The sequence below is a fragment of the Xanthomonas sp. WHRI 8932A genome (genome assembly GCF_035012785.1).
Taxonomy (GTDB): Bacteria; Pseudomonadota; Gammaproteobacteria; order Xanthomonadales; family Xanthomonadaceae; genus Xanthomonas.
Genome location: NZ_JAYGQQ010000008.1, coordinates 56,706 through 82,634, shown reverse-complemented (window position 1 = coordinate 82,634; position 25,929 = coordinate 56,706). Strand labels below are relative to the sequence as shown.

11 protein-coding genes, 1 other RNA gene and 1 pseudogene are annotated in these 25,929 nt (G+C 68.1%); 1 reads left to right on the top strand and 12 read right to left on the bottom strand.

Translation table 11 applies throughout. The features are described from left to right. Positions 1-418: 418 nt before the first annotated feature. Positions 419-3,199 (bottom strand): DNA polymerase I, encoded by a 2,781-nt coding sequence (gene polA / locus VC212_RS14090; protein WP_323526141.1) that lies wholly within the window; start codon positions 3,197-3,199, stop codon positions 419-421. A gap of 78 nt (positions 3,200-3,277) precedes the next feature. Between polA and VC212_RS14085 the strand changes: the two genes are divergently transcribed. Further along, complete coding sequence (locus VC212_RS14085; RefSeq protein ID WP_055846968.1) at positions 3,278-3,568, top strand: DUF2782 domain-containing protein; 291 nt, start codon at positions 3,278-3,280, stop codon at positions 3,566-3,568. Positions 3,569-3,870: 302 nt separating this feature from the next. Here the strand turns inward: VC212_RS14085 and tssA are convergent, their stop codons facing one another. The 11 genes and pseudogenes from tssA to tssK form a co-directional block, all read right to left on the bottom strand. After that, positions 3,871-4,914 (bottom strand): type VI secretion system protein TssA, encoded by a 1,044-nt coding sequence (gene tssA / locus VC212_RS14080; protein WP_323526140.1) that lies wholly within the window; start codon positions 4,912-4,914, stop codon positions 3,871-3,873. Positions 4,915-4,966: 52 nt separating this feature from the next. Further along, positions 4,967-5,043, bottom strand: a non-coding RNA gene (locus VC212_RS14075) — sX9 sRNA. 62 nt (positions 5,044-5,105) lie between these two features. Beyond that, positions 5,106-12,695: a filamentous hemagglutinin N-terminal domain-containing protein gene (locus VC212_RS14070; protein ID WP_323526139.1), complete on the bottom strand. Its 7,590-nt coding sequence runs from the start codon at positions 12,693-12,695 to the stop codon at positions 5,106-5,108. A gap of 11 nt (positions 12,696-12,706) precedes the next feature. After that, entirely contained in the window at positions 12,707-14,386 is a 1,680-nt protein-coding gene (locus VC212_RS14065; RefSeq protein WP_323526138.1) for a ShlB/FhaC/HecB family hemolysin secretion/activation protein, read from the bottom strand. After that, positions 14,383-14,820 (bottom strand): hypothetical protein, encoded by a 438-nt coding sequence (locus VC212_RS14060; RefSeq protein WP_323526137.1) that lies wholly within the window; start codon positions 14,818-14,820, stop codon positions 14,383-14,385. Before VC212_RS14060 ends, VC212_RS14065 begins: the two co-directional genes overlap by 4 nt. Further along, a complete protein-coding gene (locus tag VC212_RS14055) occupies positions 14,817-18,500 on the bottom strand; it encodes a bifunctional serine/threonine-protein kinase/formylglycine-generating enzyme family protein (protein ID WP_323526136.1) in 3,684 nt (1,227 codons plus the stop codon). The genes VC212_RS14060 and VC212_RS14055 overlap by 4 nt, the downstream gene beginning before the upstream one ends. Before the next feature lie 4 nt (positions 18,501-18,504). Further along, a complete protein-coding gene (locus VC212_RS14050) occupies positions 18,505-19,221 on the bottom strand; it encodes a PP2C family serine/threonine-protein phosphatase (RefSeq protein WP_323526135.1) in 717 nt (238 codons plus the stop codon). Then, positions 19,218-19,793 (bottom strand): type VI secretion system-associated protein TagF, encoded by a 576-nt coding sequence (gene tagF / locus VC212_RS14045; RefSeq protein ID WP_323526134.1) that lies wholly within the window; start codon positions 19,791-19,793, stop codon positions 19,218-19,220. Before tagF ends, VC212_RS14050 begins: the two co-directional genes overlap by 4 nt. Beyond that, complete coding sequence (tssM, locus tag VC212_RS14040) at positions 19,790-23,320, bottom strand: type VI secretion system membrane subunit TssM (RefSeq protein ID WP_323526133.1); 3,531 nt, start codon at positions 23,318-23,320, stop codon at positions 19,790-19,792. Before tssM ends, tagF begins: the two co-directional genes overlap by 4 nt. Further along, a pseudogene (gene icmH / locus VC212_RS14035) lies at positions 23,317-24,605 on the bottom strand (type IVB secretion system protein IcmH/DotU). Before icmH ends, tssM begins: the two are co-directional and overlap by 4 nt. After that, positions 24,587-25,921 (bottom strand): type VI secretion system baseplate subunit TssK, encoded by a 1,335-nt coding sequence (gene tssK / locus VC212_RS14030; RefSeq protein WP_055850177.1) that lies wholly within the window; start codon positions 25,919-25,921, stop codon positions 24,587-24,589. The pseudogene icmH and the gene tssK overlap by 19 nt, the downstream one beginning before the upstream one ends. Between the last annotated feature and the right edge of the window lie 8 nt (positions 25,922-25,929).

Here is a 25,929-nt window from a genome sequence, read left to right as displayed (position 1 = left end):
AAACGCTGTGTTGATTGAGCGAGTTAATCACCCCCATTTAAATTTGTGATTGCTCACGCAGCCATTGTGCAATCTGCGGACGCTGTCCAGCAGCGCCGTGTCTTTCCGGCTACTCTGAACGCTGGAAATAAAAAAGCCCCGCAGACCAGGGGGAGGTCGGCGGGGCCAGGGAACGGAAACTTGGGGAGGAGTTTCCGCTCCGAGATCTGCTCCAGGGGATGGGAGAGATCTGCCGACAGGCGTTGCGCCCGTCGAGGGATATAACACCATTTTCCACATTGATGGATCGTGAAGATAACTGTTAAAAAAATGTAGAATTTAACGGTTATTCATTCCTCCAATCCTGCTGCGCGCGCATTATGTTTCGACCAACTTATGTCTGGTCTGCGCATTCAGCATATCAGCGTGATGCACTGCGTCAGTGCGCCTCGTCCCAGTTATCGCCCACGCCCGAATCCACCACCAGCGGCACGCGTAATTCGGCAGCGGACGACATACGCGCGGTGACTTCGCTCAGCAACGTGTCGACGAAATCGGTGTCGGCTTCGAACACCAGTTCGTCGTGCACCTGCAGGATCATCAGTGCGCGCTGCGCGTGGTCGGCGATCCAGCCATCCACGCTGACCATGGCGCGCTTGATGATGTCGGCGGCGGTGCCCTGCATGGGCGCGTTGATCGCGGCGCGCTCGGCACCGGCGCGCTGGCCCTGGGTGCCGGCATTGATGAAGTCCAGATACAGCCGGCGGCCGAACACCGTCTCCACGTAGCCCTTGTCGCGGGCCTGCTGGCGGGTGGTTTCCATGAAGTCGCGCACGCCCGGGTAGCGGCTGAAGTACAGCGCGATGTAGTCCTGCGCCTCGCCACGGCCGATGCCGAGCTGGCGGGCCAGGCCGAACGCGCTCATGCCGTACATCAGGCCGAAGTTGATCGCCTTTGCTGCGCGGCGTTCGTCGTTGCTGACGGTGTCGATGGTGCGGCCGAACACCTCCGCCGCAGTGGCGCGGTGCACGTCGGCGCCGGAGTCGAACGCGCCCACCAGGCCGGGGTCGCCGGACAGGTGGGCCATGATGCGCAGTTCGATTTGCGAATAGTCGCAGGCGATCAGCTTGCGCCCGGGCGGGGCGACAAAGGCGCGGCGGATGCGGCGGCCGTCTTCGGTGCGGATCGGGATGTTCTGCAGGTTGGGGTCGGACGAGGACAGCCGCCCGGTGGCGGCGCCGGCCTGGTGGTAGCTGGTGTGCACGCGCCCGGACTGCGGGTGGATCATCTCCGGCAGCTTGTCGGTATAGGTGCTGCGCAGCTTGGCCAGGCCGCGGTACTCCAGGATCACCCGCGGCAGCTCGTGCTGGTCGGCGATGGCTTCCAGCGCTTCTTCGTTGGTCGAAGGCTGGCCCTTGGGCGTCTTGACCACGGCGGGCAGCTTGAGCTCGTCGAACAGCAGCGCCTGCAGCTGCTTGGGCGAATCCAGGTTGAAGGTACGCCCGGCCAGCTCGGTGGCCTTTTGCTGGGCGGCGAGCATGCGCTTGGACAGGTCCGCGCTCTGGCGGCGCAGTTCGGCCGCGTCCACGCACACGCCGTTGGCCTCGATGCGGGCGAGCACTTCCACCAGCGGCATCTCGATCTCGCGGTAGACGCGCTCCAGCCCCGGCTCGGCGGCCAGCTTGGGGCCGAGCACCTGGTGCAGGCGCAGGGTGATGTCGGCGTCTTCGGCGGCGTAGCGGGTGGCATCTTCCAGGCTGACCTGGGCGAACTTGATCTGCTTGGCGCCTTTGCCGCAGACGTCTTCGTACTTGACGGTGTCGTAGCCCAGATAGCGCTTGGCCAGGCTGTCCATGTCGTGGCGGGCGCTGCCGGAATTGAGCACGAAGCTCTCCAGCAAGGTGTCGTCGCTGTAGCCGGCCAGCTCCACGCCATGCCGGCGCATCACGTGCAGGTCGTACTTGCCGTGCTGGCCGAGCTTGCGCAGCGCAGGGTCGGTGAGCAGCGGCGCCAGCTGGGCCAGCGCCTGGGCGCGGTCGAGCTGGGCCGGCGCGCCGGGGAAGTCGTGGCCGAACGGCAGGTACGCCGCCTGGCCGGGCTCGGCAGCGACGCTCAGGCCGATCAGGTTGGCCTGCAGCGGGTCCAGGCTGTCGGTTTCGGTATCGAAGGCGAACTGGCCGGCCGCACGCAGGCGGGCGATCCAGCTGTCCAGCTGTTGCTGGGTGAGAATCGTCTCGTACTGACCGGGCGCGGCCAGGGCCGGGTCCAGATCCACCGGCGCGCTGGCCGGGCCGGAGACGAAGCCGGTGCCGCGGGCGCGGCCTGGTTCGGTACGCGCCACGGCCATGGCTTCGGTCTGCGCGCCGGCGGCCGCTGCGCCGCCAAGCTCGCGCAGGGCCTGACTGAAGCCGTAGCGGGCGTACAGGACGGCCAGCGTTTCGGCATTGGGCTCGCGCAGCTCCAGCGCGCGCGGGCCGTTGGCCAGCGCCACGTCGGTCTTGATGGTGACCAACGCGCGGTTGAGCGGCAGCCGCGGCAGTGCGGCACGCAGGTTCTCGCCGATCTTGCCCTTGATCTTGTCGGCATTGGCGATGACGCCGTCGAGCGAGTCGTACTCGGCCAGCCATTTGGCGGCGGTCTTGGGGCCGCACTTGTCCACGCCGGGCACGTTGTCGATGGCATCGCCCATCAGCGCGAGCAGGTCGACGATCTGGTCGGCCCGCACGCCGAACTTGGCGATCACCGCCTCGTCCGAATCCATGCGGCTGCCGCTCATGGTGTTGACCAGTTCGATGCCTGGACGCACCAGCTGCGCGAAGTCCTTGTCGCCGGTGGAGATGGTGACGCTCAATCCGTCCGCGGCGGCCTGCAGCGCCAGCGTGCCGATCACATCGTCCGCTTCCACGCCGTCGATGCGCAGGATGTCGATGCCCAGCGCATGCACGATGTCGCACATCGGCTGCACCTGTGCGCGCAACTCGTCGGGCATCGAGGGACGGTTGGCCTTGTAGTCGGCATACAAGTCATCACGAAATGTCTTGCCCGGCGCATCCACCACGAACGCGACGTAGGCGGGGCGTTCCTTCAAGGTGGCGCGCAACATGTTGACCACGCCGAACAACGCGCCGGTGGGCTCGCCCTGGGCATTGGTCAGCGGCGGAAGCGCGTGGAACGCGCGATACAGGTAACTGGACCCGTCGATCAGGACTAATTTGCTCATCGGACAATTCTAACGCTGCACGCCCGCGCCACACCGCGCCAGCGCATACTCACCGACGACCTAAAACGGATGACGACGATGAAGAGAGCATGTCTTTTGCTGCTGCCGTTGCTGCTGCTTGGCGGCTGTGCCACAAGCGGTGGTGGCCGCGCGGGTGGCGATGTTCCGGCCGGCGCAGATGTCACCAGCAAGACCATGGGGAATGGCGACAAGGTCGACGAATACCGCGTCAATGGTCAGCTGGAAATGGTGCGCGTGACGCCTGCCCGCGGTGCGCCCTACTTCCTGTACGACCGCGACCACGACGGGCATACCGATGCCGAGAAGGACAAGGTCAACAAGGTGTATTGGCAGTTGTATCGTTGGTGATTGGGGAGTTGGGATTCGGGATTCGCAACAGCGCGGTGTGACTGCGTTTTGGTAGGCGGTGGGCTGGTTGGGCTGCCGCCGTAGGGCAGTCGATAAGGCAATCGACAGCATTGCGGACCTCCCTTGCTGCGGCTGCCTGTTGGGCTGAGCCGGTGGGGTGGAGCCGCTCACAGAATGCTGGCGCTCATCGCCGAGCGGGTGCGACCGACGTTCGGTACGGCATGTCCCACGCACGCACTTGGTCTCTGAGCGCGTTGTCCACATCCACCTGACCACTGCTCGCCAGGTGTCGTTCGCCGCGCTCAGCCGTTTTCCAGCGGGCCGGTGACGCGTTGCAGGTCGTCGATGCCGGCCGGGGCCAGTTCCTTCATCAAGGCCAGGAAATCGCAGCCCACCAGGCGCTGTGCACGCCGCAGCAGCATCGGCACCGGGCTGGAAGGTTCGCAGCGCGCGTAATAGGCGCAGATTTCATCCAGGCGACGCAGCACATCGTCCGGGCCGGCAATGGCGCCGGCCGGGCGGGCGCTGGTGGTCGCGCCGTCGTTGCCCTCGCCTGCCGGCGCAGTGTCAGCGTCCGGCGCGGCGGGGTTGGCGCTGCTGTCGCGCGCCTGCCAGTGCGGCAGCACGAAACGTTCCAGCTCGCGCAGGTCGGTCAGCAGCGGGCGCAGGTCCGGCGCGGCGGTGCCGACGTGTTCGGTGAGCAAGGCATCGATGGCGCGCGCATGCGCCGACGCAGCGCTGATGGCCTGGGCGGAGGCGGCCAGCGTTTCCGGCGTGCAGTCCTGGCAGCAGGCTTCGATCTCGGCCAGGCTGGGGCCGGTCTGGCCCTCGGGCAGTTTGAGGGTGCCGTTGGCCACGCGCAGGTCGCGCAGGCTGAAGCGGCCCAGCCGCGGCGATTGCACGAACGGTGCGGTGCGCAGCGCGCCAAGCAGACCCATCGGGTCGCTCAAGCCGACCAGCGCGTTGATGCGCGAGGTCGGGTCGTTGTCGTCGTCGGCATCCAGCTGTGGGTGCACGCTGTCCCAATGCTGGTCCAGCAGGCCGTGGATCAGCGCCAGGGTGTCGGCCCAGCCCGGCAGGCCGCGCAGGCGCAGCCAGGCCGCGCCCAGCTTGCTGGCGATGCGCAGGTCGCGGCTGCGTCGGCTGAGTTCCAGCGCCAGCGCCTGCACCTTGTCCCAGTCGGGTTCTTCGGCGGCGATGACGCTCTCGCCCAGGGTGCGCTCGGCGCGGACGGCCGAGTCGCGCTCCAGGCGCAGGAAGTCCGGGTCGTATTCCAGGTCCGGGCCGGCCGGGGCATCGTCGCTGATCGGTGCCAGCAGGGTCTGCAGGGAAGTGTCGTCGTGCATGGCAGGCTCCATCGGGAGAGCCGCCGCGGTGGGCGGCGGCAGGGCTTAGAGTGGCTGACAAAACGTAGCGAGCAGTCGTCAGGTGGGTGTGGACGGCGCGCTCAGAACCGGAATGTCCGAGTGGTACATGCCGATTCCGAGCACCGGCCGCGCCCGCCTGGCGGTGAGCACAGTCGTTTTGTTAGCTGCTCTTATTGCGGGGTGCAGACCGCGTCCGGGTCGCCGGCGTCGCACGCCGGTTGCTGGTCGTCGGGCAGACGCAGGCCGGGACGGACCAGGCCGAAGGCGCGATACGGCGTCCCGCTGGCGGACAGATCGACGAAGGCGATGGTGCGGCTGGCCGAGCTCTGCGCGCGGCCGGCAAACGCCGAGGCCGGCACGTTGAAGCTGGAACCGCCGCTCAACTCGAGCAACCCGCCCTCGGCGGTGGTCGCGTTGAAGTACGCCGGTGGCGCGCCCACCGCGCCGATCACCTGGGCGCCGGTGCCGATCAGGTAGATCGGGTCCTGCTGGGTGCCGATGCGGCCGGTCGCGGAGAAATTGCCGGTGCCATCGCGCAGGGTGGCGCGGCCTTCCTGCAGCAGATCGCCGCGCACCGACAGCAACAACGCGTTGTTGCCGGCATCCACGCTGTAGCTGCTGCCGTTGGCCAGCACCAGCGTGAGGTCGCCGGCATTGGTGAGGCTGAAGCCATTGCTGGCGGTGAAATCGCCCAGCCGCACCACGCGGTTGTCGATGAAGGTGGTGGCATCGCCCAGCACCACCGGGCCACCGGCGCTGCCACTGAGCAGGTTGGTGCTGATGGCGCTGCCGGCGCGCTGGCGAATGCCGGCAACCGCCTGCAGCCAGGTGGTCGCAGCGCTGAGCTGACCATCCAGCAGCAACGCATCACCGCTGCGCAGCCGCAACAGGTTGCCGCCATCCACGCGCCCGCTCACCTGCAATGCGCCGGCACTGAACAGGTCCAGGCCTTGCGCACGGAAGTCGCCGAGCGTGCCGATGGCATTGCCGGCGCCGGTCAACGTGGCCGCACCCGCGGCGCTGCCGCTGAGGTGCGCTGCGCGCAGGCTGCCGCCGCTTTGGGTAATGGCACCGCCGCTGCGCACGCTGAGATTGCCGGCGCTGTTGATGTCGTGCCCCAGCTGCATGCCGCCACCGCTGCTCAACGCAACCGCGTTGCCGGCAATCGCACCGCTGGTGGAGAGCTGGCCGCCGGCCTGCAGCGCGACCGCACCGCTCGCCTGCGCCGCCACGGCCAGGTCGTTGCGATCGACCAGCACGATGCTGCTGCCAGTGGCCTGCACGCTGCCCTGGAAATCGTTGCCGGCATCGGTGAGCACGATGGCGCCGCTGCCCGCATCGAGCACGCTGTTACCGACGACGGTCAACGCGCCTTGCTGGGTGATGCCGGCATCGGTCGCCGCCGGCGTGGGCAGCGCCTGCGCGAGACTGCGTGCAGCCGGTGCAACGCCGCTGCGCGCGACCAGCGTGCCGCCGATGCGGCCCTGACCCAGATTCAATGCCTCGCCACTGCTTGCCTCCAGTGCGGCGACATCCACGTTGCCCAGCGTCAGCGCATTGCGGTCGCGTACGCGAGTGTCGCCACCACGGAGGTTCACTGCCGACTGGAAATCGTTGCCGGCATCGGCCAGCGCGATGGAAGCGCCGGCACTGTCGATGCGGGTGACGCCGGTGACGGTCAGCGCAGCGGTCTGCGACAGCCCACCGCCGTTGCTGGCAGCGTCCAGATCGCCATTGACCAAGCCGAAGCCCAGATTGAGCGCCCCGTTGCTGGCGACGTCGAGCGCGCCGGTGTTCAGCGCACCCAGCGTCAGCGCAGTGGCAGCGCGCACACGCGTGGCACCGCCGCTGAGCGCGAGCAGGCCCTGGAAGTCGTTGCCGGCGGCATCCAGCACGATCGCTCCGCTGCCGGCATCGACCACGCTGTTGCCTGCCACCTGCAGCGTGCCCGCGCGTTGGGTGATCGCCGCGTTGGTGCTGCGCACTGCCAGATCGCCCGACGCAGCGATGGTATTGCCAAGCACGATGCCGTTGGCGCCGGTCAGCTGCACATCGCCGCCACGCAGCGCACCGACCGTGGTGAGGGTACCGCCACGCGCGATCAAACTGAGCGCACCGGTACCGGTGTCGATCGTGGTAGCCGGCAGCAGCAGCGCACCGCCGGCATCCAGCGTTACCGCGCCAGTGCCGGTGCTTTGCACGCTGGCGAGCTGCAGGTCGTTGCGGTCGACCAAGGCGATGCCATCGCCTGTGGCGGCGACTGCACCGACAAAATCGTTGTTGGCGTTGGTCAACGCAATCGCTCCGTTGCCGGCATCGAGCGTGCTGGCGCCGGTAATGCTGAGCGCGTTGGTCTGCGTAATGACACCGCCGTTGCTGATGGCGGTCAGTGCGCCATTGACGCTGCCCTGGCCGAGATTCAACACACCGGTGTTGGTGACGGTGAGCGCGCCGGTGTTGAGCGTGCCCAGCGTCAGTGCGTCGCTGTCGGTGAGCTGTACGACGCCACCAGTGAGGTTCACTGCACCTTGGAAATTATTTGCGCCGTTCAAGGTAATGGCGGCAGTGCCGGCGTTGACGGTGGTGAGGCCGCCGACCAGCAATTGGCCGCCGCTCTGATTGATTGCGGCATTGGTAGTGCGTAGCGTCAGCGTGTTGCCGGCGCTGATGGTGTGCGCCAGGGTCAGGCCATCGCGTGCAGTGAGCACCACGTTGCCGCCGCTCAACGCGCCACCGGTGCTGAACGTGCTGCCGGTGGAGGTGAGCGTCAAGCTGCCGGTGCCGGCGGAGATCGCCGATGCAGGCAGGTTGAGCGTTTGCGCAGTGAGCGCGATGTTGCCGTTGCTATTGCCATTGATCGAGGAGACGTTCAGCACGCTGCGATCGGTCACGGCGATGCCGTTGCCGGTCAGGCTGACGGCACCCTGGAAATCGTTGTTGCTGTCGGTCAGTGCGATCGCGCCGCTGCCGGCGTTGACGGTGCTTGCGCCGGTGACGGTGAGTGCACCGGCCTGGGTGATGGCGCCGTTGTTGCTGGTGGCGGTTAGGCTGCCGGTGGAGCCGGTGCCCAGGTTCAACGCACCGTTGCTGGTAACGGTGAGCGCGCCGGTATTGAGGCTGCCCAGGGTGAGCGCGTTGGCATCGACGATCTGCGCCGCGCCGCCGGTGAGGGCGACCGCGCCGGTGAAGTCGTTGGCATTGGTCAGTACGATCGCGCCGGAGCCGGCGTTGACGGTGGTGAGGCCACCGACCAGCAATTGGCCGCCGCTCTGGTTGATTGCGGCATTGGTGGTGCGCAGCGTCAGCGCGTTGTCGGCGCTGATGGTGTGCGCCAGGGTCAAGCCATCGCGTGCAGTGAGCACGACGTTGCCGCCGCTCAGCGCGCCGCCGGTGCTAAATGCACTGCCGGTGGAGGTGAGCGTCAAGCTGCCGGTACCGGCGGAGATCGCCGATGCAGGCAGGTTGAGCGTTTGCGCAGTGAGCGCGATGTCGCCGTTGCTATTGCCATTGATCGAGGAGACGTCCAGCACGCTGCGAGCGGTCACGGCGATGCCGTTGCCGGTCAGGCTGACGGCACCCTGGAAATCGTTGTTGGCATCGGTCAACGCGATCGCGCCGCTGCCGGCGTTGATGGTGCTTGCGCCGGTGACGTTGAGTGCACCGGCCTGGGTGATGGCGCCGTTGTTGCTGGTGGCGGTCAGCGCGCCATTGACGCTGCCCTGACCAAGATTCAACGCACTGTTACTGGTAACGATGAGCGCGCCGGTATTGAGGCTGCCCAGGGTGAGCGCGTTGGCATCGACGATCTGCGCCGCGCCGCCGGTGAGATTCACCGTGTTGCTGAAATCATTGCCGATGTCGGTCAGTGCAATCGTGCCGCTGCCGGCGTTGATGCTGCCAACCCCATTAACGCTGAGCGCACCGGTCTGGCTGATGGCGCCGTTGTTGCTGGTGGCGGTCAAGGCACCGGTGCTGCCGGTGCCAAGATTCAACGCACCGGTGCTGGTGACGGTGAGTACGCCGGTGTTGAGCGTGCCCAGGGTGAGCGTGTTGGCATCGACCACCTGCACGGCGCCGCCGGCCAGATTCACCGCGCCGGCGAAATTGTTGGCGCTGTCGGTCAACGTGATGCTGCCACTGCCGGCATCGAAGCGACTGCTGCCGCTGACGGTCAGCGCGCCTTGCTGGTCGATGTCGGTGTTGCTGCTGTCGACCAGCAGGCTGCCGACGCTGCTGTTGCCCAGGGTGAGCCGATCGCGATCGACCACCTGCACGGCGTTGCCGCTCAGGCCCACGACACCGCGAAAGTCGTTGTCGCTCGCAGTCAGGGTGATGTTGTCGGTGCCGGCCGTGAATTGCGCCGCGCCACCCACCTCAAGCCCGCCGGTCTGGGTGATGCCGCCGCTGGCGCTGGTGGCGGTCAGCGAGGTGGCCACGCTGCCCTGCCCCAGATCCAATGCGCTACCGCTGCTGACCGTGAGCGCGTTGGCGCTGAAGCTGCCCAGGGTCAACGCGCTGAGCGCGTTGATCTGCACCGCGCCACCGGTCACCGACAGCGCGCCGGTGAAGGCGTTGGACGCGCCGTTCAACGCCACGGCGCCGCTGCCGGTATTGACCGTGGTGGTGCCATCGATGGCGAGCCTGCCGGCGAGCTGGGTGAGCGCAGCGTTGGTGGTGCGCAGCTGCAGGTTGCCGCTGCTGGTGATGTCATGCGACAGCGTGATGCCCGTGCGCGCGTTGAGGCTGACATTGCCGCCGCGCAATGCGCCATTGGTGGCCAAGCTGCCGTTGTCCGAACGCAGTTGCAGCGTGGCGCTGCCGGTGTCGATCGATTGCGCCGGCAGGCTCAGCATGCCGCCTGCGGTGAGCGCGACCGCGCTGTTGGCGGCGCTGACCAGCGAGACGATGGACAGGTCGTTGCGATCGTAGATGCCGATGGCGCCGCCGGTCACGTCCAGTCCGGCGGTGAAATCGTTGCCCGGACCGAGCAAAGAGATCGCACCGGTTCCGGCGTTGACGGTGCCCAGTGCGCCAGCGCTGATCGCCCCACCGCCCTGGGTGATGGCGGCGTTGGTGGTGGTCAACGCCAGCGTGCTGGTGGCATCGATGTCGTGGTCCAGGGTCAGCCCGTCGCGAGCAGACAGGTTGATCTGATTGGCACTGAGCGCGCCCTTGATCGCCAGCGTGCCGCCCTGCGCGCTTAGCCGCAGATTGCCCGCGCCGAGGTCGATGACCTGCGCTGGCAACACCAGGTCGGCGCCAGCGGTGAGGGTGACATCCCCGCCGCTACCGGCGGTGAGCGAGGTCACGCTGAGCGTGTCGAGATCGCTGACCGCGATACCGGTGCCGACCAGAGTCAGCGCGCCCTGAAAGTCGTTGCCGCCGTTGCCCAGCGAAATCGCGCCGCTGCCTGCATTGAGCGTTGCCGGGCCGGTCAGGGTCAGTGCGCCGTTCTGGGTGATCGCGCCACCGTTGCTGCTGGCAGTGACGATGCCGCCGATGCTGCCCTGGCCCAGGTTCAAGCTGCCATGGCTGGTGGCGGTGAGCGTGTTGGTGGCGATGGCGCCCAGGGTGAGTGCGTTGCTGTCGTTGACCATCACCGTGCTGCCGGTGAGCGAGACCGCGCCGCCGAAATCGTTGCCGGCACCGCCCAGGCTGATGGCGCCGGTGCCCGCTGCCGCCGTGGCGTTGGTGGTGCCGGTGACAGCGAGCAGGCCGGCGGTCTGGGTGATGGCCCCGGTGTCGCTGGTCAGTAGCAGGTTGCCGCCGGCCTGGACGCTGTGGCCAAGGTTCAACGCATCGCGCGCGCGCAGGCTCACCTGGTTGCCGGACAGTGCGCCCCCGGTGCTGAGCCCGCCACCGAGCGCGCTCAGCGACAGCGCGCCGGTGCCGGTGGCAATGGCCTGCGCGGGCAAGTTGAGCGCGCCGCCTGCGGTGAGCGTAATGGCGCCGTTGCTGCCGTTGGTGAGCCCGACGATGGTGAGATCGTTGGCATCGCGTACGGCGATACCGATACCAGTCAGCGTGAGCGCGCCAACGAAGTCGTTGCCGCTATCGCTCAGCGCAATGCCCCCGTTGCCGGAATCGAGCGTGCTGGTGCCGTTCACCGTCAACGCGCCTGTCTGGCTGATCTGCCCACCATTGCTGGTGGCGCTGAGCGCCCCGGTCACCGCACCACTGCCGAGATTCAACGCACCGCTGCTGGTGGCGGTGAGGTTGCCGGTGGCCAGCGTGCCCAGGGTCAGTGCGCCGCTGTCGCTGATCTGGGTGGTGCCCCCGCGCAGGCTGACCGCCTGCTGGAAATCGTTACCTGCAGTGGTCAGCGAGATGGCTCCCGTGCCGGCCTGTAGATCGCTGGTGCCGGTGACGGTGAGGCCTGCGTTGCCAGCCTGCTGGATCGCGCCATTGTTGCTGGTGGCACTGAGCGCGCCGGTCACCGTGCCGCTGCCAAGATTCAGCGTGCCGGTGCTGGTGGCGGTGAGGTTGCCGGTGGTCAGCGTGCTCAGCGTCAATGCACCGCTGTCGGTGATCTGGGTGGCGCCACTGGTGAGGCCGACACTGCCGCCAAAATGATTGCCGCCATCGCTCAGCGTCAGCGCCTGGTTGCCCAGCGAAAAGGTGCTGGTGCCGCCGACCGTCAGCGCGCCCTGTTGCGCCAGGCCGATGGTGTTGGTCAGGCCCAGGTTGCCGGCCACCTGCAGGAAGCCGAGGTTGGCGATCTTGTTGGAGCCGCTGAAGCTGGCATTGCCGCCGATGCTGCCGGACACGTTGCCGGCGGTGAGCACGCCGCCCTGCTGTACGGCGACGTCAGAGACATAGCTGATGGCACCGCTGCCGACATCGATACTGCCATTGCCGACGATGCCGTTGCTGCCGGCGCCGTTGGCCACCAGCGAGACGCTGCCGTCGCTGCCGCCGGCAAGTGCTGCAGCGCGGACGACGCCGCTGTTGTTGACCAGCGCGTCGAACACGCCCTGTGCTGCGCGTGCGCTCAGGGAGATGGTGCCGCCGGGTGCGATCAGGCTGCCGGAGTTATTCACCGCGAACGTGCCCTGCGCGAATTCCAGCGATTTGTCGATGACCACGCCAAACCCACCGCTCTCGAAACTGAGGGTGACCTTGTCGGCGCCGGCCAGCGTGATGTTGCCGGCGTTGGCGGTGATGGTGCCGCTGTTGAGCACTTCGGCGCCGATCAGATTGACCGCGCCGGCGGCGGCGGTAATGGTGCCGGCATTGGACACCCGGGCGATCCCACCGTTTGCATCAAAGACGTCGTTGCCGTTGATGAAGTTGATGTCCTGGGCCCCCAGGGTGGTGGCGACCAGGCCGCCGACATTTACCTGCGCGGTATTGCCGAAGAGGATGCCGTTGGAATTGAGCAGGAACACCTGACCATTGGCGGTGATGTTGCCGAAGATCTGCGTGGGATTGCCGCCGATGACGCGATTGAGGATCACCGAGCTCGCAGATGGCTGGTTGAAGCGCACCGTGGCGGCCGAACCGATATCGAAGCTCGTCCAGTTCAGCGCCATGCGCGAGCCGGTCTGGTCGATCACCTGCGTTGTGCCGTTGGGCGCATTGATCGTGCCGGTGCCGCCCACGATACTGCCGCCGGTGGGCAGCTGGGTGCTGGCAACCTGCGCCATCGCCGGTGCGCTGAGCATGAGTGCGGCGGCCAGCGCCAGCGCAAGCGGCGATCGACGCAGCAGGCGTTCTGAGGGGCGGGCTGCAACGGTGGAAGCGGTGTGGTTGGCGTGCATGCGCAGATCCCTCAGAAAGTGAAGCCGAAACGCGTGTAGATGCGGGCGTCGTCGCGTCCATCGGACGCGTTGCGGCGTCCGGTCGGCAGGGCGGCAGTGAGGCGCCATTCGAAATTGGCGTACTGCGGCAAGCGGAAGGTGAAGCCGACACCGGCGGCGTCGAAGCTGGTCGGCGCAGCGACGCCATTGGCCGCAAACACGCGGGCGTGATCGGCGAACACGTCCAGCTCCAGCAGCTCGCGCCACGGCCGGCCATTGAACGGCGAGGCAGCATCGGCAAAACCGGGCGCATCGACGTGATATTCCAGCGCGGTGTAATAGCCGAGATCGCCCAGTGCATCGGACACCGGATAGGCGCGCACGCTGTCCGGCCCGCCCACCGCAAATTGCTCCAGCGGCGCCAGCGTGTCGCTGCTGTATTGGCCGCTGAACTTGAAGTACAGGCGTTGGGTGCGGGTGAGGTATTGCAGGCGCGTGTACGACAGCCGCGTCAGGGTGAAGTGGCTGTCGCGGTCGGGGCTGACCAGATCCGGGTCGGCCGAGCCATCGCGCAGGGCCTGGCGCACGCTGAGCTGCAGCAGGTCCACCCCGCGCCAGCGCAGATCGGTGCGGCGCAGCGAGACGCCGAGTTCGGCGACGTCGAAGGATTGGTCCGACAGCGTGATGCCGGCGGCATCCAGCCGCGATTTTTCGCGCAGGTAGCGTGCCGAGCCTTGCAGCTGCAGCAGATCGTGATTGATGAATTTCCAGTCGGCGCCGGCATATACCACCGAGGTGGGGCCCTTGAGGCCGAGCCGGGCGAACACGCCGTTGCGCACCTCCAGCTCGCTGCGGCTGGCGCCGACCACCGCGCTCAGGCCGGACACCTGCCCCACCGGCAACGCATACGACAGCGCGCCGATCTGGCTCTGCCGCGGCGCCAACGAATAAGCGTAGTTGGCGGCGAACACATCGCCCAAGCCCAACGGGCTGTTCCAGGTGATGCCGGCCTGGGCGCGATAGCGGCCGGTGAGTTCGGTGCCGTAATTGTTGCCGCCCAGGCTGATCACATACGGGCGCGCAGCTTCGCTGGCAACCAGCACCACATCGGTTTCTCCGGCGTTCTGGCCCGGCTGCAGCACCGACGACAGCGATACGCCCGGCAGATCACGCGCGTACAACAGCGCGGTGTCCACGTCCTGCTTGCGCAGCGGGCGGCCCTGCAACTGGCGCAGCGGCGCCGACAAGGTGGTACCGCGATAGCGCGCGGCGCCTTGCACGGTGACCTGGCCGATGCGGCCTTCGAGCACGCGGATCTCGATCAGCTGGTCCGGGCCGGGCGTCTGCGCCGGCAGATAGGCGGTGCTGACGATGAAGCCGGCTTCGCGATAGGCGCGGGTGATGGTGTCGGCCACCGCCTGCAGCTGGTCGAAGCGCAGCGCCACCACCGGCTGGCCCTGCGCCAACGCGGCGAACGCGGCATCGGCCACCGCCTGCACGCGCGCCGGGTCGATGCCGGCCTCCGGATAGTTGCCCACATCGCGCACGCGGAATCCGCGTACCGGCAAGGTGACAACGGCATCGCCGCGGTCCTTCATCGCCGGCAACGCGGCGCCGCCTGCGGGCGCGCCATCGGAGGCGCTGTGGTCCTGCGCCCACGCAGGTGCGGCCAGCAACAGGCACGCAGACACCGCCGCGGCCAGACACGTCATACGCATACGTCACTTACCCCTGAAAACATCCGTTGTTGCGCATGCCCGACGTGCCGTGCTGCGCATGCGGACGTGTGCACGCTCGCATGGCGATCGGCATGGTTGCACTCGCCCCTGACTGAACGCCGGTCGAACCCGGACGTACATTTATAGAATGTTAGCAACATTAATGCGACGACGGTCACTGTTACGACAATTGCCGTGGCACGCCTGCGCAATCGGCTGGCGCGATCACGCGGCAAGGGCGGACTGGAGCGGTTGTCGAGCGACCGCGGCTGCGGGTTGCGCAAGGTCGCGCCCTGCGCCTGGCGGGCGGCGTCCAGCACGCTGCGCCGACGGGCGCGGTACTGCGCGCGATCGATCTGGCCAAGCTGGTGCGCCTGGGCCAGCGCATGCAGCTGTGCGTTGGCCGGGTGCTGCGTGCTGCCGCTCATGGCAGCTCCCGCAGCACGCGAAAGCCCACGTCCGGCTGCGCCGAGCCGTTGTCGGCGCGACTGGCCTGCACGGTGCAATCGGACCAGTAACTGGCAAAGCTGCCGCCGCGCGCCTGCACGCCGGCGCCACTGGAGACCCATTCCCACACATTGCCGGTGAGGTTGATCAGCCCCCATGGGTTGGCATCGCGGCCGCGCGCCGACACCGGTGCGCGCACCGCATCGGTGGCGCTGGCGGTGGGCGGTACGCAGTTGCTGTCTTCGGCTTGCCGCCAATTGCTGGCGGCCTGCGCGGCATGCAGCCATTCGGCATCGCTGGGCAGGCGGTAGCGCCAACCGCCGCTGCCGATGGTCAGCCAGCGCAGATAGGCGCGGGCCTGGGTCAGGCTGATGTTGCGCACCGGCGCGCGCGCCAGCTCGGGCGTGCTGGCGGCCTGCGCGGTGCAGCGGCCGGTGGCCTGGCAGAACAGGTTGAAATCGGCCACCGCCACTTCACCGCGCGACAACGCATACGGCGTGCCGCCGTCGATGCCGGGCACCACCACCAGCATCGGGCCGCGGGTGTCGCCCAGCGTGTCGAAACAGGCCGCGCCACGGCCGGGCAGGCCGGCACCGCCGCATGGGTCCGGGCCGGTCGGCACCGGCGGTAGGGCGGCGTCGTCCACGCTGGTGGGCAGTGCGGCAGCGGCCATGGTGCTGCGGGCCGCACCGGTGGTGGCCGTGGTGGGCTTGGCGGTGGATCTGCCGCGCGTCGATTTTGGTGGCGACGCGGCAGCCGGTGCGTCGGTAGCGCTGCCGGCGGGCACGCTGTCGGATGCGGGCGCATCGACGCCAGGCGCACGTTGCAGCCGCGCGGACAACGCGCCTTCGGGCAGTTGCCCGGCGGCTTTCATCTGCGCTTCCAGTTGCGCCATCGCGGTGGCATCGCTGCGATACAGCGCCTGCAGGCGCTGACCCAGTTGCTGGCGCTCGGCGGCCGGCAAGGTGCCAGCAGCCATTACCGCGGCGGCGACGGCATAACGCGCCTGCGCACTGCGTAGCTCGACGCGTTGGCCCAGCGTCTGCACCCCCTGGGCAAGCAGGTCGGCGGCCTGCGCATAGCGTCCTTGCGCAAAGGCATCGCTGGCGTTGTTGCGATACACCTGCGACAGCAGTTGCGGGCCCTCGCTGCGCAGCAACGGATGGTTGGGCTGCAGCACGCGGATACGCGCCAACGCATCGCCGGTCTTGCCCAGATCGTTGGCGGCGGCGGCACGCCGCAGCGACTCCACCCGACCGGCCAGTTCGGCCTCGGCACTTTCGCGGGCGAGCGCCTGCTGCAGCTGTTGCTCCAAGGTGTGCAGGCGCGTGCGTTGCGCCAGCAGCGCGCCGGACTGCGGTGCCAGCTGCAGACCAAAGCTGACCAGTGCCTGCGCGCCCGCCAGTTGCGCCGGGTCGGACTGGGCGGCGACCAGGCCCGCGATGGCCTCGGCCACTGCGCCCTCTTGCGTGCTGCGCTCGGCCGCCGGCAGGGCGGCCAATGCCGCAGTCACGCGGTCGCGCCACGCCGCATCGGTGCCGGGCTGGGCCAGCGCGGCGGCCAGCGTTTGACGTGCGCCAGCGGCATCGCGCGGCGCCGCAGCCACCGGCGTGCGGCGGGCTTGCTGTTCGGCCACCGCGACCTCTGCGCTGCGCAATTGCAGGCGCAGCGAGTCGGGAAAGGCCGCACGTGCCTGATCGCTCTCGGTCCGCGCGGTGCTGAGCTGGCCTGCCGCAACCGCCTGTGCAATGGCGGCATCCAGCCGCACTTCCAGCGCGGCGTGATGCAACAGACTGCTGGCCAGGTCGATGCGGCGCACCTGGTCGAGCGTGGCCAGCGCGTTGTCGGCCTGATTGCGGAACAGCAGACCGGCGTCGAGTTGGCGATTGAGCGTGGTGTCGAGCGCGTTGAGGCGCTCGTTCTTTTCGCGCTCGATGGTCTGCCGGCGCGCATCCAGTGATGGCGAATACAGCCGCAGCCGGTCGCGCAGCGCAAAGACCTGCAACGCGCCGCGATAATCGTTGCGGCCGTTGGCCGGATTCCACACTGCATCCAGACGACGCAGCAGGAAATCTTCGATCAGATCGCTGCGGTCGGTGAGCAGGCGGAGGCGGTCGTCCGGCTCCAGGCTGGACAGCGCCTGCATGGCCTGGGTTTCATCGCGATAGCGCTGCGGGTCCTGCGCACCGAAACGGGCGACCACCTCGGCCAGATGCTGCTGATGCAGGTAGCGCTGCACGCCCCACCCGCCCGTGCCCAGCGCCGCCAGCGCAGCGGCGCCGTAACCGAGCAGGGGCAGTGCGCGCTCGCGCAGCGGCACCTGGCGCAGGCCATCGAGCAACTGATCCACGCGCTTGAGACGCTGGCTTGCGGGGAACGCGACGGCGGCGCACAGCGTGGCGTATTGGCGCCGGGTCAGGCCAGGCACCGGTGGCGGGCGGCGGCCATCGCGCAGCGCCACTTCGGCACTGAGTTTGTCGAACGGGTGCTTGCCGGTGAGCAGTTCGAAACACACGCAACCCAGCGCATACAGATCGTCGGCCGCGGTGGGCGCCTGCCCACGAATCATTTCCAGGCTGGCATAGGCCGGCGTCAACGCACCGAGCGTGGCGGCATCGAACACGGTCTGTTCGCCGGACACATCGGCGGCGTGTTTGCCGGCGCGTGCGATGCCGAAGTCGAACACCTTGGCCACGCCTTCGCGGGTGACCATGACGTTGCCGGGTTTGAAGTCCGAGTGCACCACGCCGGCGGCATGCGCGCGGATCAGCGCGCGGCCCATGCCATCGATCAGCGGCCACGCCTGCTTGAGCGGCATGCCGTTGTAGGCCTGCTCGCGGATCAACGTTTTCAGGTCGCTGCCGTCGATGTACTCCATGGTCATGAAGACCAGGGTGCGGTCCTTGTCGAAGTCGTACACCCGCACGATGTTGTCGTGCGCCAGCTTCTGCGAGCGCCGCGCTTCGCGTTGCAACGCGACCAGCGAATCGGGATGACGGCGGAACTCGTCGCTGAGTACCTTGATGGCCAGCCATGGGTCGCGGTCGCGCGCTTCCACCTTGCGCTCGTCGCGTGCCAGATACACCACGCCCATGCCGCCGCGCCCGAGTTCGCGTTCCAGCAAGAACCGCCCCTTGAGCAAACTGCCGACGCTGGCGTGGTCGCCGCCGGCCGCCTCGGCCAGGTGTTGCCAACTGGACAGGCTGGCGGTGCCTGCGGTGCCGGTACCGGTTTGCGTGCCCACACCGGTCTGGGTGCCCAGGCCCAGGCTGGTGAGGCTGGGCACATCGCCGGGCAGCGGCTGCGCCGGTTGCACACGGGTGATGTCGTCTTCGACCGGCGCCGCAGCGCGGCGCGGCATCACCACGGTGGCGTCGTCGTCCGCTGGCGGCGCGGCGATTGCAGCGGTTGGCGAAATTGCTGGCGACGCTGCCGATGCGACGGCGTGCAAGGCATTCAATCGATGCATCAACGTGGTAACGGTGACATCGTCCAGCAGTTGCTGGCGCTGCAGTTGCGACAGCGTTTCCACGCCGTCGCGGTATTCGGCATCCGGCACGGCCGCGCGCTTGCCCAGCGCGGCCAGCACGGCCTCCAGATTCAATGCGCCGGTGCGCATGGCGGTGACCAGTTCGGTCACGGTGGCAGTGTCTTGGTGCATGCGCTCACTCCTGCAGGCGGACGACGACGGCGGTGACGTTGTCGCGCGCCGCCCTGCCCATCGCCAGTTCGAACAACCGCGCCAGTAACGCGCGTGGATCGCCGAAGCGATGGCATTCGGCATCCAGCTCCGGGTCGGGGATTTCCTTGTTGATGCCGTCGCTGCACAGCAAAAATTGCGTGCCCGGCAGACTTGGCAGCAGCACCCAATCGACAAACAACGGCTCCTGCGCGCCTACTGCACGCGTGAGCACGCCCGCCGCTGCGGCGGCGGCCTGGGCACTGCCGAACTGGGTGACGTCCTCGCGCACGCCGTGCACGTGATCGCGGGTGAGCTGGCGTAGCGGGCCACCGTGTTGCGCATAGATGCGGCTGTCGCCGACCCAGCCGCACAGCATGAAGTCCGGGTCGTGCACCAACACCACCACGGTGGTGGCGATCATGTCCACGCGGCGTTGCCGCGCGACCTGCAGCAGCTCGGCGTTGATCTGCGCCAGGGTGTCGTCGATGGCGTCGAGAAAGTCGCACAGGTCCGGTGGGCGCACCAACGCGCCCAGCCGCTGCACCAGCAACTGGCTGGCGTAATCGCCGGCGCTGTGGCCGCCCAGGCCGTCGGCCACCACCCACAACCCGGCGTCGTCGCGCAGCAGCAGCGCATCTTCGTTGAGCCGGCGCACCTTGCCGGTTTCGGTGTGTCCGGCCGATTCATAGAACGCGCTCATCGGGTCACCTCGGTGATGTCCGCATCGGCGAGCAGCCAGTCCAGATAGCGTTCGGCTGCAGGTAAGCCATCCAGCGCCTGCACAGCGCCGCCCAATGGCCACCACAGCGACTGGCCGTGCGCCGGTGCATGCGTGGTGGATGACGTGGCCGCCACCGCGAACGCGCGCACGGCGGCGTCGAAACTCACCGCATCGGCGCGTGCGCGCAGTGCACGGCCCAGGCACGCCGCCAACGCGCCAAACCAGGCGTGTGTGGGCAGGCAGGCATGCGGCAACGGCATCGCCACGACCAGCGGGAAGCAACGCCCCACGCGGTCTTCGCCCGGGCCAATCACGCCGGCCCAGGCCTGCGGGCCGCACACACCCGGCCCCAGGGCGAACGCGCGCAAGCCGCTGCTGCGATACGCACCTGGCCAGCGCTCGCCGAGCTGCTGGCGCACCGTGTCCAGGCAGTTGGCAAAATGCGCGTCCCACGGCTGCACGAAGCTGGCCGGCAAGCGCCGCTGCACGAAGTCGCCCACGCCGGGCAACTTGCCGTGGAAGCCAATCTGATCGGTCGCGGGCATGTTCATCCGCCGCACGCAAACTGCTGGACGTCGCTGTCCAGAAATGGATGGCGCAAGTTGCCCGCGCGCAGCGGCACCTGGACGTCGTGGCCACCGAGCGCGAAGCTGGCGACGAAGCGTAGATCGGACGGATTTTCCAGATGCCCGGCCTGCAGCGCGCGAAACAGCGCCCAGTCGCCTTGATAGTCGAGCGTGCCCAGCGCCACGCCATCGGCGCCGAAGGCGGCAATCGAGACATGCCCCGGTACCGGCCCGGGCCAGATCATCGGCATGCTCTGCGCCGCACCGGGTTGGTAGTCGTAGCGCTGGCCTTCGATGTCCAACGTCAGCCGGGTGACGCCCTCGCCCAGCGTGGGCGCCAGCACGGTGAAGCCGATCTGCGGGGTAGGCCCGCCGCGAAAATATTTTTGCCGGATGCGCTGTGCCAGTTGCAGCTGTACGGGCAGGCCGGGCGCGCCGACCACCGCATCCGGGCCTTGTTTCCAGCGCCACTGCGGCGCCTGTGTGTCCAGCAGCGGTTGCACGGTGCCGGTGTAGAGCGCATCCAGGCGCCCGCCGGTACCGAACAGTTCGCCAAAATTCTGCAGCGGGATATCGACCTGCGCCGTTGGGTCGAAGGGGTAGCGGCCGCGCACGAAATCGCTGCACACCTCGCCCACCGATTGGCGCACCTGCGCATCCAGCGCGGCGCGTGCGCCCTGCGTCATCAAGGTGGCGCTACTGCCGGCCAGGGTTTGCAGCCAGTCGGTCACCGGTGGCGGCAGCTGCGCCATTTCCTGCCGGGCCACTGCCAGCTGCGCGTTGGCAGCCGCCGCATCGCCGCCGCCTTGCGACACTACCAGCAACTGCTTGCCCAGCTGATCGAGCACGCTCAGCAGATGATCCAGCGGCGTGGCGCCAGGTGCGCCGGCAGTCAGCGCGTTGAGCGCCAGAAAGTGCTCGCTGATCGCCGCGCCTGGCACCGGTGCGTTGGCGGCGGCAGGGTCGGCCGGGGTGGCCAATGCCGCGCTCATCGCCGCGCCGCCCGGCAGCTTTGCCGCTGCCGCGTTGGCCTTGGCAGCCGCCTTGCCGGCCGCTGCAGCCACGGCGCGCTGCGCCGGGTCTGCCGGCGGTGCGCGGTCCATCGCCTGGGTGTGTTCGCCGACCACACCGAGCAACAGCCGCAGCGGCGAGCTGGGGCCGGCCAGTTTGGCGGCGGTTGCGCTGGCAGCGGCCAGATCGGCGGCCGGACGCAATTGCAGATCGGCCAGCAGCGCATCCCAATAGCGGATGTAGTCGGCGGCGTAGCGCTGGCCCACCTCACGCACCAACGCGGCCTTGGCGGCTGCATCCAGCGGCGCGCCGCCGAACACCCAATCGTCGTGCCCGAAGCGCTCCACCGCCTGGCCGATGCCATCGCGCTGCAGACCGGCAAACACCGGCTGGGTGTACAGCGCCGGCACCGCGGTGGACAGCGCGGTGCCGCTGCGCCGCCCGAAGGTATCGGCAAGCAAGCCCAACGCCTTGTCCAACCGCAGCGGGGTGCCGGCCGGCGGCGTGAGCAGCAGGTTGCCGTAGATCAACGTAGACAGATCGGCCGCACGCAGGCTGGCGCGCGCCTGTGCGATGCGCTCGCCGTCCAGCGACAGCGCGCGCACGCGCTCGGGCGCATCGAGCAAGGCCTGCAACTGCGTGCTCAGCGCTTGTTGCTGCGCCACGTCGCGCGGAAACAGTTTGCCGGCCTCGATGGCCGCCAGCGCGCTGAGTTGTGCCGCATCCAGATGCTGCGGCTGGCCGAGCATGAGGTAGCCCTTGAGCGTGTAGTACAACGCCTGCGGCGCCTGCGCGTTGTCGACCAGACCGTTACGAAAGCGCACCGCCAGCGCCGGCAACAAGGTGGCATTGAGCTGGCGCAGATAGCCGGCCTGCACTTCATCGCCAAGCGCGGCGCCCTGGAACAATCCCATCCGCAGCGACCACGGCGTGTGCGCGTGATACTGCCGTGCCACCCGCACCACCGCCTGCGTGGCCGCGGCCTGCTGCAGCGTGCGCGTCACGTACTCGGGCATGGCGGTGGCGGCATTGGGGTCGGGCACTGCCGGGCGTGCATCCAGCGCCTGACGCACCTGGTCGAGATAGGCGCGATTGCCCAGATAACTGACGCTCAACCCGGCCAGCAGCGCACCACTCAACACCGCAACGCCTACATAGGCGGCCGCCTGCAACCACGCCATGCGGCGCTGCTGCGTGGGCGGGGTATTGGCCAGCCCGGATTCGCGCAGCACCACCTCGCGCAGCAATCGCTCGACAAAGAACGTGCGGCGTTGCGCGCCGGGAGCATGCACCCGCGCATCGTCCACACCGAAGGTGCGTGCCACCGCGCCCATCATGCGATCGATCGGCGTACCTTCCTGCGTGCCGGAGGTGAAGTACACCCCGCGCAGCAGCGGTGCCGGCCCGTAGGCGTTGCCGGCGAAAGTGCCTTCGACAAACTGCCGTGCACGCTCGCCGAGCGCGGCGACCTGCTGTGGAAACGACAGGATCGCTGCACGCCGCAAACGGTCGCGCTCCAGATTCAGACGCTCGAACAGGCGTGCGCTCAACTGCTGCTGCAGCAGGTTGAATTCGTCGGCAAAACCACGCGCGGCGCGGCCATCGAGCGTGTGCGCCAGCGGAAACGACATGCCCCAGACCTGGCTGCGCTGCGCAGGCGTGAGATCGTCGAAGAACTCGCCAAAGCCACCGACCAGATCGCACTTGGTAAAGATCAGGTACACCGGCACGCTGGCCTGCAACTGCTCGGCCAGCTCGTCCAGGCGGCGCCGGATCGCCTGCATGTGCGTGTCGCGTTCGCCATCGTCCAGCAGCAACAGGTCGGACATGCTCATGGTCACCAGCACGCCATTGAGCGGCCGGCGTGGGCGATGGCGCCGCAGCAACCGCAGAAAGTCGCGCCAGGCGCCGGCATCGACGGCTTGATCGGAATCCTGCGTGGTGTAGCGCCCGGCGGTGTCCAGAAACACCGCTTCGTCGGTGAACCACCATTCGCAATCGCGGGTGCCGCCCACTCCGCGCAGCGCGGCATCGCCCATGCGCGCGGCCAGCGGAAACTGCAGGCCGGAATGCTGCAGCAAGGTGCTTTTGCCCGAGCCGGGCGGGCCGATCAGCGCATACCAAGGCAGCGTGTACAGATCGCTGCCGCCGCGTCGCTTGCGCAACAGTTGAATGGCTTGCTGAAAGCGCGCCTGCAACTGCGCGCGCTCCTGCCCGCTGCGCAGTTCGCGGTCGTCATCGCGCCCCGGGGCGGCCAATGCGCTGGACAAACTGCCGGCGCGCCGCTGCGTGCGCCAACGCCGCCATGCCAACACCCCCAGCCACACCGCAATCATCACCACGATTGCCAACAGCCGTGCCGCCACACCGGTCAGCGGGCTCCAGCCATCGATGGCCACATACGGGCCGCCCACCCACAGCAGCAACGACAGCAGGCACAGCGCCAATACGCTCACCACCATCGTGGCACTCAGCTTGGACAACAGCGTTTTCATCGTCATTCCCCAGGCTGAAACAGAATCTCGACGCGGCGATTGCGCGCGCGATTGGCAGGCAATTGCATTGGCTGCGCCACCGGTTGCGAGTCGCCGGCGCCCAGCGCTTCCACCCGCCCCGGCGTGCGCAGATGCGTGCGCAACAGCTGCGCCACCGCGTCGGCACGCGCGCCCGACAAGGCGTAGTTGTCGGCAAAGCGCAGCGAGCGCACCGGCACATCGTCGGTGTGCCCGACCACGATCACCCGGCCCGGCAATTGATCGATTGCCGCGGCGATCTGTGCGATCAGGCCACGTTGGTCCGGCTCCACCTCGACGCCGCCGGAGGCGAACATCGCCGCGCTGCTCAAGCGCACGCGCGTCTGCCCATCGGCCTGCTCATCCACGCTCAGCAGACCGGCGCGCTCCTGGGTCGACAGCAATTGTTTGAGGCGCACCTGCGGCGGCGGCAACGGGGTTGCATCCGGTGGCGTGGCCGGCGCCAGCCCCCATTGCGCGACCTGCGCACTGATCGGCGCCGACAAGGCGTTCAAGCGCGTCTGCATCCACACAAAGGCCACCACCAGCACGCTCAGCCCCAGCAGCGCAGCGGCCCACAGCGGCAAGAAGCGACCCAGCCGGCGACGGTCTTCCACCCCGCGCCAATGCGGCGCAAGACTGTCCGGCGCGGCGCCGCGCGCAGCGCGGATACGGCGGAACAGGTCGTCCTGAATTTCGCCGAGCTTGGCCAGCCCGCCGGCTTCGATCTGATAGCGGCCAACGAATCCCAGCGCCAGGCACAGATACATCAGCTCGATCAGGTCCAGGTGCCGCGGCACATCGGCGCAGAGACGCTCCAGGATCTGGAAGAACTTGGCGCCGCCGTACGACTCGCTATGAAAGACCACCAGCAAGGTCTTCTGCGACCAGCCGCTGCGCTCGCCCCACGGTGCATTGAGCACGGCCTCGTCGAGCAAGGCGCACAACACATAACGCGCGGCGGTGACCGCTTCGACCGGCGCGCCGCCATCGCGGGCGCGTTGCTCGAAGCGGCGGATCTGCGCCATCACCTGCTCGCGCAGGCGGGCCACATCGGGCAGTTGCGCGCTGTGGCGCAGTTGCACGGCCAGCAGCAACAGCGGCGTGGCCGCCTGCACCAACGGGTTGACGCTGCGGCCCAGCAGCTCGCTGATGTCGGCGTCTTCGACAGCGACCGGTTCGGCAGCGACCGGGTTGGCCAGTGGCGGCGCGACCAACGCAGCATCGAAGTCGGTAACGGGACGGCTCATGCGTTCAACTCCGGATCGCCCACAGTTGCAGGTCCAGCCCGGCAAATTCGCTGCCGAAGTGGAATGCGATGCCGCCAGAGGTCTTCAGCGTTCGCCACAACGCAGCGCTCTTGTCGAACTCGAAATACAGATAGCCGGCGTGGTACGGAATCTGCCGCGGGGCCACCGCCATCGGCGTTGCGACGATGCCGGGCAACTGCAGATTGACCAGATCGCGGATCTGCTCCACCGGCCCGATCTTGGCGTGCGCAGGCAACTGGCGGCGCAACTCTTCGCTGGGCATGTCGGCTTTTGCGGCAAGCACGAACGCGGCGCTGTCCAGCAAGGTCGGGTCGGGCACCATCGCCACCCACACCCCGAATTTGCGTGCCTGCATCGGCAACGGGGTGGCGGTCTGTTCGAGCACTGCGCTCAGGCTGGAGCGCAGTGCGCCGATCACCGGCTCGAAGCTGTCCTGCTGCGCCTCGTGCCGGTAGGCCGGCCATGCCGGCGGGCGCTTGCCCGGTGCGGTAAATGTGCTGAGTTCGCCGGCCAGCGCCACCAGCGCACGGAACAGTTCTTCCGGGTGCGCCAGTGGTGCAGCAGCCCAATGCGCAATCTGCGGCTGCCAGCGGTTGACCACTTGCAGTAGCAGGAAATCGGCGATGTCGGCAGCGCCGCCGCGATCGGTGAGCGTGACCCGCGCCGCCAACGCCTCGCCGCGCTGATGCAACAAGCCAAGTAGTTCGGTCAGAAACGTGGTCAGCCTTGAGGCGGCCTGACACACCATCGCGCTAGGAATAAAGTGCGGGTCGAGGATCACCTGACGGTCCGAGCGCGATTCGATGATGCGTGCTACTGCGATGCGGTCCAACCCGTCCAGTGGCTGCGATTGCGGCAGCAGGCGCGTACTCAGCCCGCCGACTTCCATCAGCACCGCCTCGCTGGTGCTGCCCGACGCGTCGCCGCTTTCGGTTTCACGTACGCGGTAGCGGAACAACTGATCGGCCGGCGATTCCGGGCGCCCCAGTTCCGGCTGCGCAGGCACCCGCAACGGCAGCGTGAGATACACGATCTGATCGCGGCAGTTGGGGTCTACCTCCAGCGCCATCGGCAGCGGGTCGTCGCCGGGCATCGCAAACGGCGTGCCGTCGGCAAACACGCCGCGCGCACGCCGCAAGCCCAGCTTACCCACCGCCAACAGATCGGTTTCCCATTCCAGCTCGCTCAGTCCCCAGGCATACGGCCGCAAGCGTGCCGCACGCAGATCGACGTAGCGCTCCAGGTACCGCTCCTGCTGCTGCAGATGCTGAGGGCGCAGAAACAGCCCCTCGCTCCACACGACCTTGTTGTTCTGCATGATCCACT

Coding starts and splice junctions, on each gene's coding strand:
- VC212_RS14065 (WP_323526138.1), bottom strand. CDS start 14,386: ATGACGTGTCTGGCCGCGGCGGTGTCTGCGTGCCTGTTGCTGGCCGCA.
- tagF (WP_323526134.1), bottom strand. CDS start 19,793: ATGAACATGCCCGCGACCGATCAGATTGGCTTCCACGGCAAGTTGCCC.
- VC212_RS14060 (WP_323526137.1), bottom strand. CDS start 14,820: ATGAGCGGCAGCACGCAGCACCCGGCCAACGCACAGCTGCATGCGCTG.
- tssA (WP_323526140.1), bottom strand. CDS start 4,914: ATGCACGACGACACTTCCCTGCAGACCCTGCTGGCACCGATCAGCGAC.
- tssM (WP_323526133.1), bottom strand. CDS start 23,320: ATGACGATGAAAACGCTGTTGTCCAAGCTGAGTGCCACGATGGTGGTG.
- VC212_RS14070 (WP_323526139.1), bottom strand. CDS start 12,695: ATGCACGCCAACCACACCGCTTCCACCGTTGCAGCCCGCCCCTCAGAA.
- tssK (WP_055850177.1), bottom strand. CDS start 25,921: ATGCAGAACAACAAGGTCGTGTGGAGCGAGGGGCTGTTTCTGCGCCCT.
- VC212_RS14055 (WP_323526136.1), bottom strand. CDS start 18,500: ATGCACCAAGACACTGCCACCGTGACCGAACTGGTCACCGCCATGCGC.
- polA (WP_323526141.1), bottom strand. CDS start 3,199: ATGAGCAAATTAGTCCTGATCGACGGGTCCAGTTACCTGTATCGCGCG.
- VC212_RS14050 (WP_323526135.1), bottom strand. CDS start 19,221: ATGAGCGCGTTCTATGAATCGGCCGGACACACCGAAACCGGCAAGGTG.
- VC212_RS14085 (WP_055846968.1), top strand. CDS start 3,278: ATGAAGAGAGCATGTCTTTTGCTGCTGCCGTTGCTGCTGCTTGGCGGC.